Here is a 16269-nt window from a genome sequence, read left to right as displayed (position 1 = left end):
GTGATCGAGAGACATGAACCATCGTCGGTTCGATTGCGCGACATCGACGTCCGGGCCGAGTCCGTCAATGCTGTTCTTTCCCTCGGCTTCTACGCGGTATGCGGAGTGATCGGTCTGTGCCCTCGTCCGCTCCGCCACCAGCTGACGAATGCATTCGTCAGCTGGTCCGAGGCCGTCGACGAACAGCGCTACTCATGAACGCAGTAGGCAGAGGCGCGGTCGGTTCGGCCGCTGCCCTTCTAGGATTCTTCGGGCTCTTTCTGTACTGGCGTCTTCGCTTCTTCTTTCGAGATCCGGACAGGTCGCCACCTGCCGATACGAAGTCGATCGTTGCGCCCGCCGACGGACTCGTCACGTACGTGAAGCGGATCGAAAAGGGCGACATTCCGCACGCGGTGAAGAAGGGGCGGACCATTCCTCTCGAGGAGTTCACCAGTGTGAGCAGCACGGCGAGCGGATACCTGGTGGGAATCTACATGACCGAGTACTCCGTTCACCGCAACCGAATTCCCATTTCGGGAACGATCTCGTTGCGACAACACCGATCTGCGGCCCCGGTCAATCGATCGATGGCACGCGTCGGCGCCAACTTCATCACCAGACATACCCCGTACGACGACGGTTGTGACTACTTGTTCACCAACGAGCGACTGACCATCGCTATCGAACATGTGTCGGGAGCGGTGGTCACCGTGACCCAGATTGCCGACCTGTGGGTCGACAGGATCGTCGCACACGTCGACGTCGGTGACGTGGTTTCCCGTGGCGAGCAGTACGGAATGATCCGCTTCGGTTCGCAGTGCGATGTCTTCCTGCCCGACGAACTCGTCACCGAAATCGAAGCGGTGCCAGGGCAGTATGTCTTGGCGGGACACACGGTGGTGGCGAGGTCACCGATCTCTGTCGACGAAATCTCACCCCCCGAAGAGGAACGATGATCACAGTCAGAGAAGTCACCACACCGGCGCAATGGTCGGAGTTTCGCTCGGTCTCGACGGAGATCTACCGATCCGATCCCTACGGTCTGCCAGACGAATCGATGGACATCGATCGCGTGTTGACGAAGCCGCCGGCCGTCGTTGCCGCTACACGTGCCATCAGGGCGTTCGTTGCGCGCGACGGTGACGTACCGGTCGGTCGCGTGGTCGCCATACATGACCTGAGCTTCACCGAATACACCGACGAGTCCATCGGATTCTTCGGATTCTACGAAGCGATCGACGATCAGGACGTAGCGAACGCGCTGTTGGACGCGGCATCCGGGTGGCTCGCGGACCGAGGTCTGACATCGATGTCCGGGCCGTTCAGTCCATCGATGTTCTACAGCGCGGGCATTGTCGTCGACGAGGCTCCCAAGCTGCCACTGGTCGGTATGCCGCATAACCCGCTCTATTACGCGGAGCATTTCGAGAAGTGGGGGTTGGTCGGCGTCAAGGACTTCTACAGTTACCTGTTCGACGACCCGTACATGCTCTACAAACGTCCCGAGTACAAGCGCCACCTGCAGATATTCGAGAAGGTGAAGGCGCGTTCGGAAGTCACTTTTCGCACGATGAAGTATCGGAACCTGCGTAGTGACGCGCGTATCGTGCAGACTCTGTACAACCGCACATTCACGAACTTCTGGGGATTCTCGCCGCTGTCGTACGCCGAGTTTCTCGAGTTGCTGAAGATGATGCTTCCCATCCTCGATCGAAAGCTCACCCTGCTGGCCGAATTGGACGGCAAACCCGTCGGGTTCCTGATGGCCATTCCGGACGCGAACACCGCGGCGCTGCGGGCCTCTCGGTATTCGTCGAGATGGATGCGTGACCTCGTGACGCTGTGGCATGTGAAGCGTCGACGTCGAGATGTGGTCGACGGGGTGCGCGTGGACATGCTCTTCGTCGATCCGGATTGTCCCGACCGCGCGGTGGCGTCGCTATTGATCATGGAAATGTCGCAGCGGATGAAGGATCGTGGATACACGCGAGTGGAAGCGGCACCTGTGCTCGACGACAGTCCGTGGATGAAAGGGTCGCTGCTCACTCGTGTGGAGCAGTCGCCGCATCGCGTCTATCGGATCTACCGACGTGACCTCACCGAAATCGTGAGAGCAACAAGATGATCGATACGACCGACATCGGGAGCCCGGACACCGGCTCGGCAAGGATCGGTGATCGGTGGGGCCGGCTGATCGCCCGCCAGCGATGGATCGTGGCAGCGGTATGGGTGCTGTTGGCCCTTGCATCCGCATTGATGTACCCGTCGTTGCAGAACGGCCTCGTCGGTGTCAACTTCTCCGTTCCAGGAACCGATTCGAGCCGCGCCGACGAATTGGTCGAGCGTCACTTCGCGTCGTTCGGTTCCGAACAAGTGGTCGTCACGTTCTCGTCGGAGTCGGAGTCGGTGACCGTGCAGGACAGCAACTTTCGCGATCGGGTAACCGAGGTGGTCTCGTCACTTCGGCAGTCGCCCGACGTGGTACGGGTAGTCGATCCGTACGAGTCGGCAGGTTTCGTTCCACAGATTTCCGAAGATCGGACGTCGGCAGTGGCTCTGGTCGGTGTCACGGGTGACGCGCGTGATCGAGTGGCCGTCGCGGAGCGATTGCAGGACTTGCTGTCGTTGGCGTCACAAGACGGAATCGACGTGGCGATCACCGGTTACTCGCCGATGACCGTCGATCTCACTCGAGTCGAATCCGACGACGCCCTCCGTGCCGAAAGCATCGGCCTGCCGATCGCATTCGTGGTGCTGATTCTCGCGCTCGGTTCGGTCGTTGCCGGGATCATCCCGCTGGTGTCCACGGGGGTCGGTCTGCTGGCGGCGTTCGGAGTGTTCTCGTTGCTCTCGAACGTGATGACGTTCGACGTGTTGGTCACCACCGTCGCATCGATGATCGGGCTCGGGCTCGGAATCGACTACTCGCTGTTCATCGTCAGCCGCTTTCGCGAAGAGCTCGCGCGCGCGGGGGTGACGTCGCGGCGTGACCGAGCGCCCATCGACCGGGCGGTCGGGGCGGCGATGGGCACAGCCGGCCACACGATCGTCATCTCGGGTCTGGTGGTGCTGATCGCTCTCGGTGCGTTGACCATCGTCGAAGTTCCTGCGGTACGCAGCATCTCACTGGTGGTAGCCCTGACGGTCACGTGCGTCGTGATCGTGGCGTGGACGCTACTGCCTGCAATTCTCGCGATACTCGGACCGTCGGTCGATACGCTTCCCAACCCGAAGCGACTCCGTCCGGCAACCGTCATGGCAGAGGGGGCAACCGGTGGCACGTGGTGGTCGCGATGGGCCCGCCACGTCATGAAGCGGGCATGGCGGTATACAGCTTTGGCCACTCTCGTTCTGGTCGCCTGCATGGTTCCGATCGGCTCGATCCAGTACGGCGTCGATCTCGGCACCAACGCCCTGAGTGCGGAGCCGAGTGGACGGGCGAACGCCGTCTTGACCGAGAAGTTCGCTCCCGGCACGATCTCTCCGCTCACCGTGGTGTTCACCGGCGCGGACGACCAGCAGCTGACGCCGAGCCAACTCGGCACAGTCGAGGACTTCGCTGCGCGAGTCCGCGCCGACGACCGTGTTGCCTATGCACTGGCTCAGCAGAGTGACGGGCGTTCGATGCTCATCGTGGTGCCCTCGGTTCCTATCGACTCCACTGCCGCATCGGACCTCGTCGGGGAAGTGCGAGCGCAGGCAGTGATGGCGGGTGACGCAGACGGTACGAGTGTGTCGGTCGGAGGAACCACGGCGCTCGCCGCGGATGCGTCGCAGGAGATCTCGAGTACATTGCTGTGGGTTGTCCTCGCCGTGTTGACATTCTCGTTCGTCTACTTGGCGTTCGTGTTTCGTTCTCTGGTGATTCCGGTCAAAGCAGTGGCGATGAATGTCCTCGTCACCGGCGCAGCCCTGGGCCTGACCGTTGCGGTGTTCCAGTGGGGCTGGGCGTCGGAGATTCTCGGATTCGAGAGCTCCGGCTACATCCAGGTGTACCTACCGGTGACGGTGTTCGCTGTGGTGTTCGGTCTGTCGATGGACTACGAGGTATTTCTCATCGGCCGAATGCGCGAGGTCTTCTCCAAGACAGGCGACAACGACGCTGCCATCGCCGATGGAATCGAGCACACGGCCAGGCCCATCACAGCCGCCGCCGCGATCATGATTGCCGTGTTTGCCAGCTTCCTCACTGCGAACGTGTTGGAACTGCAGCAATTCGGGTTTGCACTCGCCGTCGCCGTGCTCTTCGATGCGGTCCTGGTGAGAATGATGTTGGTACCCGCGATGATGAAACTGTTCGGTGCTCGCAATTGGTGGCCGGGCTCGCGCATCGAGTCGAGCATGAACTCTGTCCTGGAGAAGGAGACCGCCTCGCGTTAGCTCGCGAGCGTCAGCGTCTTACCTGACTCGTTTTGCAGATGCGGTCAGGGCTGTTGTAGTCTGGGCGACGGCTTCGAACCAGGTTCCGCTTGCGCGGGTGGCCAGCTCGGATCCGCCCAATCAAGTTCTACCCAAGACCGTTGGTCACCGCGTTTTCGAAGGTCGGTCCTTTTTCAGGACTTTCACGACGGATGTGCGGTTGAAGGTTCGAGGCGACTCGGACGGCCCACGCAGGAGGACGAGGTAAGGGACCTGTTCGATGGTAGTGGGTTTTCGAATCCGTCACCGTCCGCCTGTCTACGCCCCGTGTGCTTCTTGCGCCGGGGCGTTCTTCGTTTCCGAAGGACCCTCTCGCGATCGACATTACTTCCCACGAGAGGAGGCGAAGTATGGCAAAGCCCGAAAAAGTCTCGGCAGTTTCCGAGATCACCGAACAGTTCAAGGGTTCGACGGCTGCCGTCGTCACGGAATACCGTGGACTGTCGGTATCCGGTCTGACTCAGCTCCGGCGTGCGCTCGGCGAGAGTGCCACCTACTCCGTCGCCAAGAACACCCTGGTCAAGCGCGCTGCTGCCGAAGCCGGCATCACCGGGCTGGACGAGTTGTTCGTCGGACCGACCGCCATTGCATTCATCAAGGGCGAACCGGTCGACGCTGCGAAGGCCATCAAGGCTTTCGCTAAGGACAACAAGGCCTTGGTCGTCAAGGGCGGCTACATGGACGGCGCAACGCTGACCGTGGACGAGATCAACAAGATCGCGGACCTCGAGTCCCGCGAAATCTTGCTTGCAAAGCTCGCAGGTGCCATGAAGGGCAACTTGTCGAAGGCTGCAGGTCTGTTCAACGCTCCCGCGTCGCAGATTGCACGTCTGGCCCAGGCATTGGCAGACAAGAAGGCCGCAGAAGCTCCGGCTGCCGCAGAGGCACCCGCTGCCGAAGCACCGGCTGAAGCAGAAGCTCCCGCCGAAAGCTGATCCGCACACAAGCGAACAGCTCCACCCGAAACACTTTTGGTCGCGGATCAGCGACTGGAGTACTTACAGGAAGGACCGCCACCATGGCGAAGCTCAGCACCGAAGAATTGCTCGACCAGTTCAAGGAGCTCACCCTCCTCGAGCTCAGCGAGTTCGTGAAGGCATTCGAGGAGACCTTCGAGGTCACCGCAGCTGCCCCCGTCGCAGTTGCAGCCGCAGGCGCAGCCGGTGCTCCGGCTGAGGCTGCCGAAGAGCAGGACGAGTTCGACGTCGTCCTCGAGTCGGCCGGCGACAAGAAGATCCAGGTCATCAAGGTCGTTCGTGAGGTCGTCTCCGGCCTCGGCCTGAAGGAAGCCAAGGACCTCGTCGAGAGTGCTCCGAAGGCAATCCTGGAGAAGGTCGCCAAGGATGCAGCCGAGGCTGCCAAGGAGAAGCTGGAAGCAGCTGGCGCCAAGATCTCCGTCAAGTAGTTCTGCCGGAATTCTCTTACGAAGGGCCATCCCCACTCGGGGGTGGCCCTTCGTTGTGTCATGTGCATATAAGGGTCCCGTTCAACCGGTCCGGTTCTGTGTGACTTCACAGTCGGCAGATATTGGGTCATCTCACAAATCGGGCGAGTCGTACGCGTGTCGTCGTGATATAGGTCACACTGTCACCAGGATCACGGCCCGACTCGGAGAAGTTATTACTGGGCAGTAAGATCCTGTGTCGGAGCGGACACTCGTGTGCGATAGAGTGACCCAACCCACAACCGGGTTGATGTGTACGAACTGTGGAGGTCAGCGTGGGAGTCGAGGTTTCGGTCGAGGGATTGACCAAGTCTTTCGGGGTCCAGAAGATTTGGCAGGACGTCTCTTTGACGTTGCCGTCCGGCGAAGTCAGTGCACTCCTCGGCCCCTCGGGCACGGGTAAGTCCGTGTTCTTGAAGTCGCTGATCGGACTGCTGCGTCCGGAAGAGGGCAAGATCTTCGTCGACGGAACGGACATCCTGCAGTGCTCCTCGCGTGAGCTCTACGAGATCCGCAAGTTGTTCGGTGTGCTGTTTCAGGACGGTGCGCTGTTCGGTTCGATGAATCTGTATGACAACGTCGCGTTCCCGCTGCGTGAGCACACCAAGAAGTCCGAGTCCGACATTCGGGCGATCGTGATGGAGAAGCTCGAGCTGACGGGTCTGATCGGTGCCGAGGACAAGCTGCCCGGTGAGATCTCGGGTGGTATGCGTAAGCGTGCCGGCCTCGCTCGGGCGCTCGTTCTCGATCCGGAGATCATCCTGGTGGACGAGCCGGACTCGGGTCTCGATCCGGTGCGTACGACGTACATCTCGCAGACGTTGATCGATATCAATGCCGAGATCGATGCGACCATTCTGATCGTGTCGCACAACATCAATCTGGCTCGTACGGTGCCGGACAACATCGGTATGTTGTTCCGTCGTCAGCTGGTGATGTTCGGTCCGCGTGAGGTGTTGTTGACTTCCGATGAGCCAGTAGTGAAGCAGTTCCTGAACGGGACGATGATCGGGCCGATCGGTATGTCGGAGGAGAAGGACGAGGCGCAGATGGCGCACGAGCAGGCGCTCGTCGACGCCGGTCACCATGCTGGTGGTGTCGATGATGTCGAAGGTATTGTGCCGCAGATGAAAGCGACGCCGGGGACTCCGGTTCGGCAGGCGGTGGGGCGCCGTCAGGAACGGGTTCGTCAGATCATGCACACTCTGCCGCACAGCGCCCAGGTAGCCATTCAGGAAAGCCTCGACACGACGGACCCAGGTCAGCAGACACCGGCGTACGCGGGCAGCCAGACCTACGACAACTCCGGCCACGACAACGCGGGCTACGACACTTCCGGTCGTGACACCCCCGGCTACAGCCCCGGCTACGACAACTCGGGCTACGACAACTCGGGCTACGACAACGCCGGCTACGACAACTCGGGTTACGAGACCGGACACAACGATCAGGGCCGCGGCCCTGCGCAGGGGCGGGGACAGTAAGAACTATGGGGGGATCGAAGAAGTCCGCTCTAGCTCCGGCGGGCGCAGCACTCACGCAAGCCGGAAACATCGTCGAACTACTGGTGGAGGTTGCACGCAATACGTTCAGGCGGCCCTTCCAGTTCCGTGAATTCATCGAACAGGCGTGGTTCATCGCGAGCGTCACGATTTTGCCGACGGCTCTGGTGGCTATCCCGTTCGGCGCGGTGGTCTCGTTGCAGACCGGCTCGTTGATCAAGCAGCTCGGTGCCGAGTCGTTCACCGGCGCAGCCAGCGTGCTCGCCGTCATCCAGCAGGGCAGTCCGATCGTGACTGCGCTGCTGATCGCCGGTGCCGCTGGGTCCGCAGTCACCGCCGACCTCGGATCGCGGACCATCCGAGAAGAGATCGACGCGATGAAGGTGCTCGGCATCGATCCGGTGCATCGCCTCGTCGTCCCGCGTGTCCTCGCGATGATTCTCGTCGCGCTGCTGCTCAACGGACTTGTGTCCGTGGTCGGCATTGCGGGCGGCTACTTCTTCAACGTGATCCTTCAGGGCGGCACACCCGGCGCCTATCTCTCCTCGTTCTCGGCTCTCGCGCAGCTGCCGGATCTGTACGTGGCGGAATTCAAGGCAGCCATCTTCGGCCTCATCGCCGGAATCATCGCCTGCTACAAGGGACTGAACCCCAACCCGGGACCCAAGGGCGTCGGTGAAGCAGTGAATCAGACGGTGGTCATCACCTTCCTGCTGCTGTTCTTCGCCAATCTCATTCTTACCCTGGTGTACCTCCAGGTCGTGCCGGCGAAGGGAAGCTGACCCGCAATGACCATCGCCAAAGGTCGTGGCGACCGTACTCTCATGCGCGCGAAGCGAATCGCGGGCGCGCCGCTCACCGTGTTGGACAAAGCGGGCGAGCAGATGTCGTTTTATGCGCGCGCCATCGGGTGGATCCCGCGCACGCTGGTTCACTACAAGAAGGAAGTTCTGCGCCTGCTCGCCGAGGTCACTTTCGGCACGGGAGCGCTGGCCGTCATCGGTGGAACCATCGGTGTCATCGTCATGATGTCCGGCGCCACGGGTGTCGTCGTCGGCCTGCAGGGTTACGCGGCGCTGGAGCAGCTCGGAAGTTCCGTATTGACAGGCTTCCTGTCCGCTTACGTCAACACTCGTGAGATCGCGCCCGTCGTGGCCGGTCTCGCCTTGTCCGCGACGGTCGGAGCAGGATTCACGGCACAGCTCGGCGCCATGCGTATCTCCGAGGAGATCGACGCGCTCGAGGTCATGGCCGTACCCAGCGTGCCGTTCCTGGTGACGACGCGCATGATCGCCGGATTCGTGGCGGTGATTCCGCTGTACATCGTGGGTCTGCTCGCGTCGTACATCGCGTCACGCGGAATCAGTACGATCTTCAACGGTCAGTCGGGCGGATCGTACGACCACTACTTCAATCTCTTCTTGCCACCGGAGGACGTTCTCTACTCGTTCCTCAAGGTGTTGATCTTCGCGTTCGTGTTGATCATGATCCACTGCTACTACGGCTTCCACGCTTCGGGCGGACCGGCGGGTGTCGGTGTCGCAGTGGGCCGGGCCGTGCGGACCGCTATCGTGACGGTTGCTGTTCTGGACTTCTTCCTCAGTCTCGCTATCTGGGGAACCACCACCACAGTGAGGGTTGCCGGATGATCGACTCGCCGTCGCGCTTGAGGCGACTCCTGTTGGGTCTTGCGTTCTTCCTGGTGCTCATTCTCTTCCTAGGATGGTCGATCACCTCGTACAACAAGACGTTCAAGAAGGTCGTCAGTATCGATCTGGTGACCGATTCCGTCGGAAATGCGTTGCCGTCGAACGCCGATGTGAAAGTGCGCGGTCTGATCGTGGGCGAGGTCAGGTCCGCGACCTCGGTCGACGGCGTCGTCACCGCGAAGCTGGCGATCGATCCGGACAAAGCGGAGCTTATTCCGTCGAACACCACCGCTCGGTTGCTGCCGAAGACTCTGTTCGGCGAACGGTATGTGGCACTGATGATTCCCGAGAACGACACCGCGTCGCCGATCACCGACGGCACCGTGCTCCGGCAGGACACCAGTGGAAGCGCGATCGAGGTCGGGCAGCTACTGGACAACCTGCTGCCGTTGCTCGAGGCGATCCCGCCGCAGGATCTGGCGAGCACGCTCGGTGCGTTGGCGCAGGGCTTGTCCGGTCGTGGACAAGAACTCGGGATGACGATCGATCGGCTGGAGAACATCTTCAAGGGTCTGAACACCGAACTGCCGAACATTCAGGAAGACCTGCGCGGTCTTGCCGATTTCTCGCAGACGTACGCAGATGCCGGTCCGCAATTGATCGACGCGCTGGACAATCTGACGGTCACGGGTAACACGTTGGTCGAGCAGCGTCCTGCGGTCGATACGTTGATCTCGTCGCTGACCGCGACGAGTGCGTCGACGGCGGACTTCCTGGAAGCGAACGCGAACAACCTGATTCGGATCTCCGCTGATTCACGACAGGCATTGGAGCTGTTGGCTCAGTACTCGCCGTCCTTCGGATGCACGTTCAGTCAGTTCGTGCCCGTGGTCGAGCGTGCACAGGCCGTTATCGGCGCCGGCGACGAATACCCAGGCATCAACGTGTCCGCGGCGTTCGTCAATCCGAAGGGTCGATACCTTCCCAATCAGGACGAGCCGCGGTTGTTCGACGATCGTGGTCCGCGCTGCTACACGCCGGCCGATACCGCAGCGGGGGAGTTCTTCCCGCAGTATCCGGGTGGTTCTGCCAACGACGGGTCCTACCAGGTACCGTCGAGAAACCCGGGGCCGCAGGATATCCCGGAGCTTCCGGCACCGCAGTACTCGATTCTGCCCGGCGCCGACGCCGGTACCGGCCAGGCTGCTCCGGCCAGCTACGAAGGTTCGGATTTCGAGCGTGACACGTTGGCCGTGATCTACGGCGAGGCGACAGGAACATCACCGGGGGACGTTCCCTCATGGGTGACATCGGCGGGGGCGCCGGCACTGAGGGGTGTGGAGGTGACCATCAAATGAGGGGGCTTCTCGCACCGCTCGTCAAGCTGATCGTGTTCGCGGTGGTGACCATTCTGGCCACCGCAACACTGGCGTTCTCCATCGCGAACATCTCCGGTGGGGGTGGCGAGACCTACAGCGCCATCTTCAGCGACGTCGCGTCGCTCAACAAGGGTGACGAGGTGCGCATCGCGGGTGTTCGTGTGGGTGACGTCAAGAAGATCGAGATCGTCAACGAGCGTGAGGCCAAGGTCGAGTTCACGGTCGACGGTCGTGACTACCTGCCGTCGACGGTGACCGCGAATCTGCGCTACCGCAACCTCGTCGGGCAGCGCTACATCGCAATCGAACAGGGTGCCGGGGACCAGGGCGGCAAAATCAATCCGGGTGAGACTATCCCGTTGTCGCAGACCAAGCCTGCCGTCAACCTCACCACGTTGTTCGACGGCTTTCGGCCTCTCTTCCAGACTCTGAGCGCCGACGACGTGAACAAGCTGTCGTACCAGATCATCCAGGTGTTCCAGGGTGAGTCCGGCACGATCTCGGAGCTCGTCCGCAGTACAGCGAGTCTGACCAACACGGTCGCCGACAAGGACGCTGTGATCGGTGCGGTCATCACCAACCTGAACACGGTGCTGCAGACGGTGAATCAGAACGACGATCAGCTCGACAAGCTCATCGTCAACACCCAGCAGCTGGTGTCCGGTCTGTCGGCGGACCGTGACGTGGTCGGATCGGCAGTCACATCGTTGGCGGGTCTCACCGATGCCACGGCCGATCTCCTCGAACCGACGCGGCCGTCGATTCAGGGATCAGTGGCTGCATTGAACACGCTGGCGACGACGTTGAACGCCCGCGAGGACGACCTGACCAAGGTCATTCAGACTCTGCCGGTCAAGCTGGACAAGCTTGTTCGTACTGCCCAGCAGGGTTCGTGGTTCACCTTCTATTTGTGCGGTATCGACATCCAGGCAGGCCCTGGAACATCGCCGAATCTGAATCTCCCGACAGGACTGCCGACCGTGAATCAACCGCTGTACACGAACGCGGCCGAGCGTTGCAAAGCTGGGGGGATCAAGGAATGAAGAAGCGCAGTCCGCTTGTCCTCGGCGCGCTGGGCATCGCGATAGTGCTGCTCGCGACCGTGTCGGTGTTCTTTCTCGACAAACTGCCGATCCTCGGTGCCGGGTCCACCTACACGGCACAGTTCACGGAGGCAGCAGGCCTCAAACCCGGCAACGAAGTTCGTATTGCCGGAGTGAAGGTCGGTCAAGTCAGTGCGGTCGAGCTCGACGGCGACAAGGTCAACGTCGACTTTCGAGTGCAGGACGCCTGGGTGGGAAACAACTCGTCGGCGTCCATTCAGATCAAGACCCTGCTGGGCAGCAAGTACCTCGCCGTCGACCCACGCGGGGATGACGTGCTCAAGCCGAAGGATCCGATTCCGGTCGAGCGCACCACATCTCCCTACGACGTGATCGACGCGTTCTCGGACGCTGCGTCGACCATCGAGGACATCGACACTGCGCAGCTCGCGACAAGCTTCGAGACGCTGTCGCAGGCGTTCTCGGAGACGCCGGCGGATATTCGTGCGTCGCTCGACGGCGTGAGCCGGTTGTCGGAGACGATCGCGAGCCGTGACGCTGAACTGCAGAAGCTGTTCGAAGCGACCGGTAGGACGTCGAAGGTGCTCGCGGACCGGAACGATGAGTTCAACCGCCTCATCTCGGATGCCGGACCGTTGCTGGAAGAGCTGAACAACCGTCAGCAGTCGATCTCTCAACTGTTGACGGGCGTGCAGCGTCTCTCGCAGCAACTCACCGGACTGGTTCGGGACAACGAAGAGCAGATCACGCCGATGCTCGAGCAGTTGAACGGTGTCATCGACATTCTCAACGAGAACAACGACGCACTTGCGCGTGGACTCGAGCTGTATGCACCGTTCGTCCGTCTGTACGCCAACGTCGTCGGTAACGGACGGTGGCTCGACATCACTCTGGCCAACCTCACACCTCCTGGACTGCCGCTGATTCCGGGCTACCGCGAGCCTGCGCGAGACCTGGGAGGGAACTGATGACCGATTCCGGAGAGAACGTGAAGAAGAGCGGCGGTAGCCGTGCCGTCGTCGCTGGCGTCGTCATCGCCGCACTTGTTGTCGCAGGCGGACTGTGGTGGCTGTTCACTCGAGCGGGTACCACGAACATCACCGCCTACTTCGACAAGTCGGTCGGTATCTACGAAGGTTCGGACGTGCGTGTCCTCGGCGTCATAGTCGGCGACGTCACCTCGGTGGTCCCGCAGGGCGATCAGGTCGAGGTCAAGATGCGTGTTCAGCGTGGCGTGGACATCCCCGCCGATGCACGAGCCGCGCAGATCACCCCGTCGTTGGTCTCCGATCGTTATGTGCAGCTCGCACCGGCCTACTCCGGCGGCGACATTATGTCGAACGATGCCGTGATTCCTCGCGAACGCACTGCGACTCCCGTCGAGGTCGACCAGATCTATGCAAGCATCGACGAGCTCTCGAACGCACTCGGTCCCAACGGGGCAAATGCGAACGGTGCGCTCACCGATCTGGTCAATACGGGCGCGGCCAACCTCGACGGTAACGGCGAGGCGTTGGGCGAGAGCATCACCCAGTTGTCCGATGCCGCTCGCACCCTCAGTGATTCCCGCGGGGACCTGTTCGACACGGTCAAGAACCTGCAGACGTTCGTCTCCGCACTCGCGGCCAACGACGAACAGGTGCGCCAGTTCAACAACCAGCTCTCGGACCTGACGAGCTTCCTCAACGGAGAACGTGACGATCTGGGTGCGGCTCTGAACCAGCTGTCGATCGCGCTCGGCGACGTCGCGGGCTTCGTGGCGGACAATCGTGACCAATTGGTGCAGGCCGCCGATGGTCTCGTGCAACCGACGCAGACCCTGTCGGATCAGCGGTCGTCCCTCGTCGAGACCCTGACGATCCTGCCGTTGGCGATCAGCAACCTCGTCAACTCGTACGACGCGGAATCGGGCACGCTCGCATTGCGCGCCAATCTGCAGAACGAGACTCAGGATCCGCTCGGAACTGTCTGCAAACTGATCGACCTCGGCAAGCTGGTTCCCGGCGACCCACGGTTCGAGCAGCTCGGCGCACAGATTCAACCCGTCATCGACCGGTGTGCCGAAATCACGACCCTGATCCAGGGACCGGTGCGCGACTCCGGTCTGGTTCTACCGTTCGGAGTGCTCACGAACGAGACACAGCAGAACAACGTAGTGCCAGGAACCGTGCCCGGTGTCGTGTCACCGCGCCTCAGCGAGGGCAACACACTGCCCGGTCTGCAGGAATCGATTGGAGGGGGACAGTGAGCACGCCGATGAAAACGTGGATCGCAGGAAAGGGCGCCCGGCCGTTGACGGCGCTTCTCGGCGCGACAGTGGTCGTCATGTCCGCCACCGCGTGTTCTCAAGGTGTGTACGGCATTCCGCTACCCGGCGGTGCCGACGTCGGCAGCAACCCGATCCGCCTGACCATCCAGTTCCAGGACGTCCTCGACCTGGTTCCGCAGTCGACGGTGAAGGTCGACGGTGTCGAGGTCGGCAGGGTCGATTCCATCACCGTTGCCGACAACGAATGGACAGCGAACGTCGGCGTCATCGTCAACGACTCGATCGAGTTGCCGGCGAACGCCACTGCCGCGGTGGAACAGACATCCATCCTCGGTGAGAAGTTCATCCAGCTGACCGTTCCGGAGGGTGACGCGGATCCCCAGAAGCTTGCCGATGGTGACACCATCCCGCTCGATCGAACCAGGGTCACGACCAACATCGAGCAGGTCCTCGGTGCGCTCTCGCTGCTCCTCAACGGCGGTGGCGTCGGGCAGCTCGCTCCGATCGTCAAAGAGCTCAACGCGGCGTTCGACGGGCGCGAGGGCACCACTCGGAGTTTGCTCGAAGAGGCCAACACGTTGATCACCGGACTCGAGCAGCAGCGCGACGATATCACCCGTGCACTCGACGGTCTCGACGTTCTCACCACCCAGGTGAGTGCGCAAACGGAGAAGATCGATCGGGTGCTGCAGGACCTGCCGATCGCGACCGAGGTTCTCGAGCAACAACGTCCGCAGCTGACGCAGATGCTCGGCCAACTCGACCGCCTCGGCACAGTGGGCACCGACGTGATCAACCAGTCGAAGGACGATCTGATCGCCGACCTACGTGCCCTGCGGCCGACTCTGCAGGCGCTCGCGGCGTCTGCAGACGACATCGTGACGACGTTGCCGCTCATCCCGACGCTGCCCTTCCCGGACGGTATCGAGAAGATCACCCAGGGCAACTCGGCCAACCTCTACCTGTCGCTCGATCTCTCGATCGGCACTGCACTGCGCAACTTCGGTGTAGGAGAAGGGGATCCGGTTTACATCCCGCCCAAGTACGGTAGCCACCTTCCCTCGGTCGATCCCAGCAACCCGTATTACAACGGCAACGGTCCTCGTCCGGGCTGGCCGACGATTTCGCTGTTGCCGCTGCCGCCGATCATTCCGGCTCCGACGCCGGCGCCGGGAGTTCCGGTCGCGCCGGGAACCGAGCCCGACGAGGGTGAAACCGGCGCACCGACGCCGTTCGCTCCGCTGAATGCTCTGATCGAACAACTCGGAGGTGGGCTGTGAGATCGCGGCTGGTCAAGTTTCAGCTCATCGCGTTCATCGTCGTTGCCGTTGTCGGCATCGTCTATGTCGGCGGCAAGTACGTTCGACTCGACAACCTGCTGGGTTTCGGTCAGTACAGCGTCAATGCGCAGTTCGCCGATTCCGGCGGCATCTTCACCAACGCCGAGGTCACCTACCGGGGTGTGCCGGTGGGTACCGTCGGCGCGCTGTCGTTGACATCCGACGGCATCGACGTCGAGCTGCTGTTGGACGACGGTGGACCGGAAATTCCGTCCTCGGCCAGAGCAATCGTCGCCAACCGGTCTGCGATCGGCGAGCAGTATGTCGACCTGCAACCGACGAGCGACGAAGGTCCGTACCTGGAAGACGGTTCTCAGATCGCGACCGCGGATACACAGACTCCGGTGCCGGTCGAGGACGTGCTCGCCAGTACCGATCAACTGGTGCGCACAGTTCCGCTCGAGAACTTGACGACGGTGGTCCAGGAGCTCGGTGCGGCGTTCGACGGCAAGGGCGAGGATCTCCAGATTCTTGTCGATTCACTCGGCACCCTGTCTCAGACGGGGGACGAGGCGCTTCCGCAGACGCTTGCCTTGATTCGCGACAGCCGGACCGTGCTGGACACACAGTCCGAGCAGTCCTCGGCCATCCGTCAGTTCAGTGCAGATCTGAACTCGGTGACCGCACAGCTGCGCAGCAGTGATCCGGATATCAGGCGGCTGATCAACACTGGCACCGCTGCCAGCGATCAGATCGGCGCACTCATCGCCGAAGGCGGAGATTCGCTGACAACGGACTTGGCCAACATCAACTCGGTCACCGAGTTGGCGGCTCCGCGCACGCTGGCACTCAAGCCTCTACTGATCTTCCTGCCGGCACTGGCTGCTGGCGCGGGCACGCTCGTACCGGGCGACGGCACGATCCATCAGGGTCTGTTGCTGGAGACGAACAATCCTCCGCCCTGCACCCAGGGGTACGAGGGTTCGCAGGCGATCCTCGACGAAGAGAAGGCGAAGAATCCCAACTTCGACCTCACCGAGGAGAACTACCCGCTGAACCTGCAGGCGAACTGCACGACTCCGCAGGGCAGTGTGACCGGTGTCCGTAGCTCGAACCGCATTGTCTATGCGGACCCGGAGATCCCGCAGCCGTGGGATGACAAGCCGAAGGTCGATCCGGACAAGCTGAACCTGAACCCGATCGCTTCTCAGCTCGCTCCGCTCATCGGGGTCTCCCCCACGTAGTCGTGTGCGTGTGGCGGGGGGGGGGGGGGGGGGGGGG

The 16269-nt window shown here is 61.8% G+C and carries 15 protein-coding genes; all 15 read left to right on the top strand.

Features of this window, described 5'->3' with window-relative positions:
* The 15 genes from ACODSO_RS25560 (at position 1) to ACODSO_RS25490 (ending at position 16232) form a co-directional block, all read left to right on the top strand.
* Entirely contained in the window at positions 1-198 is a 198-nt protein-coding gene (locus ACODSO_RS25560; protein WP_068376671.1) for a serine/threonine protein phosphatase, read from the top strand.
* Entirely contained in the window at positions 195-938 is a 744-nt protein-coding gene (locus ACODSO_RS25555) for a phosphatidylserine decarboxylase (RefSeq protein ID WP_068376674.1), read from the top strand. Before ACODSO_RS25560 ends, ACODSO_RS25555 begins: the two co-directional genes overlap by 4 nt.
* Positions 935-2107: a GNAT family N-acetyltransferase gene (locus tag ACODSO_RS25550; RefSeq protein WP_068376676.1), complete on the top strand. Its 1173-nt coding sequence runs from the start codon at positions 935-937 to the stop codon at positions 2105-2107. Before ACODSO_RS25555 ends, ACODSO_RS25550 begins: the two co-directional genes overlap by 4 nt.
* On the top strand, positions 2104-4362 hold the full coding sequence (locus ACODSO_RS25545) for an MMPL family transporter (protein WP_489039497.1): 2259 nt from the start codon (positions 2104-2106) through the stop codon (positions 4360-4362). The genes ACODSO_RS25550 and ACODSO_RS25545 overlap by 4 nt, the downstream gene beginning before the upstream one ends.
* Positions 4363-4751: 389 nt before the next feature.
* Positions 4752-5336 (top strand): 50S ribosomal protein L10, encoded by a 585-nt coding sequence (gene rplJ, locus ACODSO_RS25540; protein ID WP_068376682.1) that lies wholly within the window; start codon positions 4752-4754, stop codon positions 5334-5336.
* A gap of 83 nt (positions 5337-5419) precedes the next feature.
* Complete coding sequence (rplL, locus tag ACODSO_RS25535) at positions 5420-5806, top strand: 50S ribosomal protein L7/L12 (RefSeq protein ID WP_032380460.1); 387 nt, start codon at positions 5420-5422, stop codon at positions 5804-5806.
* A 314-nt stretch (positions 5807-6120) separates the two neighbouring features.
* Positions 6121-7329: an ABC transporter ATP-binding protein gene (locus tag ACODSO_RS25530; RefSeq protein WP_489039496.1), complete on the top strand. Its 1209-nt coding sequence runs from the start codon at positions 6121-6123 to the stop codon at positions 7327-7329.
* Positions 7330-7334: 5 nt separating this feature from the next.
* Positions 7335-8129, top strand: a complete 795-nt coding sequence (locus tag ACODSO_RS25525) for an MlaE family ABC transporter permease (protein ID WP_068376689.1) — start codon at positions 7335-7337, stop codon at positions 8127-8129.
* Between the two features lie 6 nt (positions 8130-8135).
* A complete protein-coding gene (locus tag ACODSO_RS25520) occupies positions 8136-8996 on the top strand; it encodes an MlaE family ABC transporter permease (protein ID WP_068376692.1) in 861 nt (286 codons plus the stop codon).
* On the top strand, positions 8993-10354 hold the full coding sequence (locus ACODSO_RS25515) for an MCE family protein (RefSeq protein WP_489039495.1): 1362 nt from the start codon (positions 8993-8995) through the stop codon (positions 10352-10354). Before ACODSO_RS25520 ends, ACODSO_RS25515 begins: the two co-directional genes overlap by 4 nt.
* Positions 10351-11418, top strand: a complete 1068-nt coding sequence (locus ACODSO_RS25510; RefSeq protein ID WP_068381490.1) for an MCE family protein — start codon at positions 10351-10353, stop codon at positions 11416-11418. Before ACODSO_RS25515 ends, ACODSO_RS25510 begins: the two co-directional genes overlap by 4 nt.
* Positions 11415-12407 (top strand): MCE family protein, encoded by a 993-nt coding sequence (locus tag ACODSO_RS25505; protein ID WP_068381492.1) that lies wholly within the window; start codon positions 11415-11417, stop codon positions 12405-12407. Before ACODSO_RS25510 ends, ACODSO_RS25505 begins: the two co-directional genes overlap by 4 nt.
* Complete coding sequence (locus ACODSO_RS25500) at positions 12407-13687, top strand: MCE family protein (RefSeq protein WP_489039494.1); 1281 nt, start codon at positions 12407-12409, stop codon at positions 13685-13687. The genes ACODSO_RS25505 and ACODSO_RS25500 overlap by 1 nt, the downstream gene beginning before the upstream one ends.
* Before the next feature lie 8 nt (positions 13688-13695).
* A complete protein-coding gene (locus ACODSO_RS25495) occupies positions 13696-14988 on the top strand; it encodes an MCE family protein (RefSeq protein WP_197481024.1) in 1293 nt (430 codons plus the stop codon).
* Positions 14985-16232: an MCE family protein gene (locus ACODSO_RS25490; RefSeq protein ID WP_489039493.1), complete on the top strand. Its 1248-nt coding sequence runs from the start codon at positions 14985-14987 to the stop codon at positions 16230-16232. Before ACODSO_RS25495 ends, ACODSO_RS25490 begins: the two co-directional genes overlap by 4 nt.
* The last annotated feature ends 37 nt before the right edge of the window (positions 16233-16269 follow it).

This window comes from Rhodococcus sp. FG69, assembly GCF_057808915.1.
Note: the sequence above shows the minus strand (reverse complement) of the source record. Positions and strands in the feature narration are given on the sequence as shown.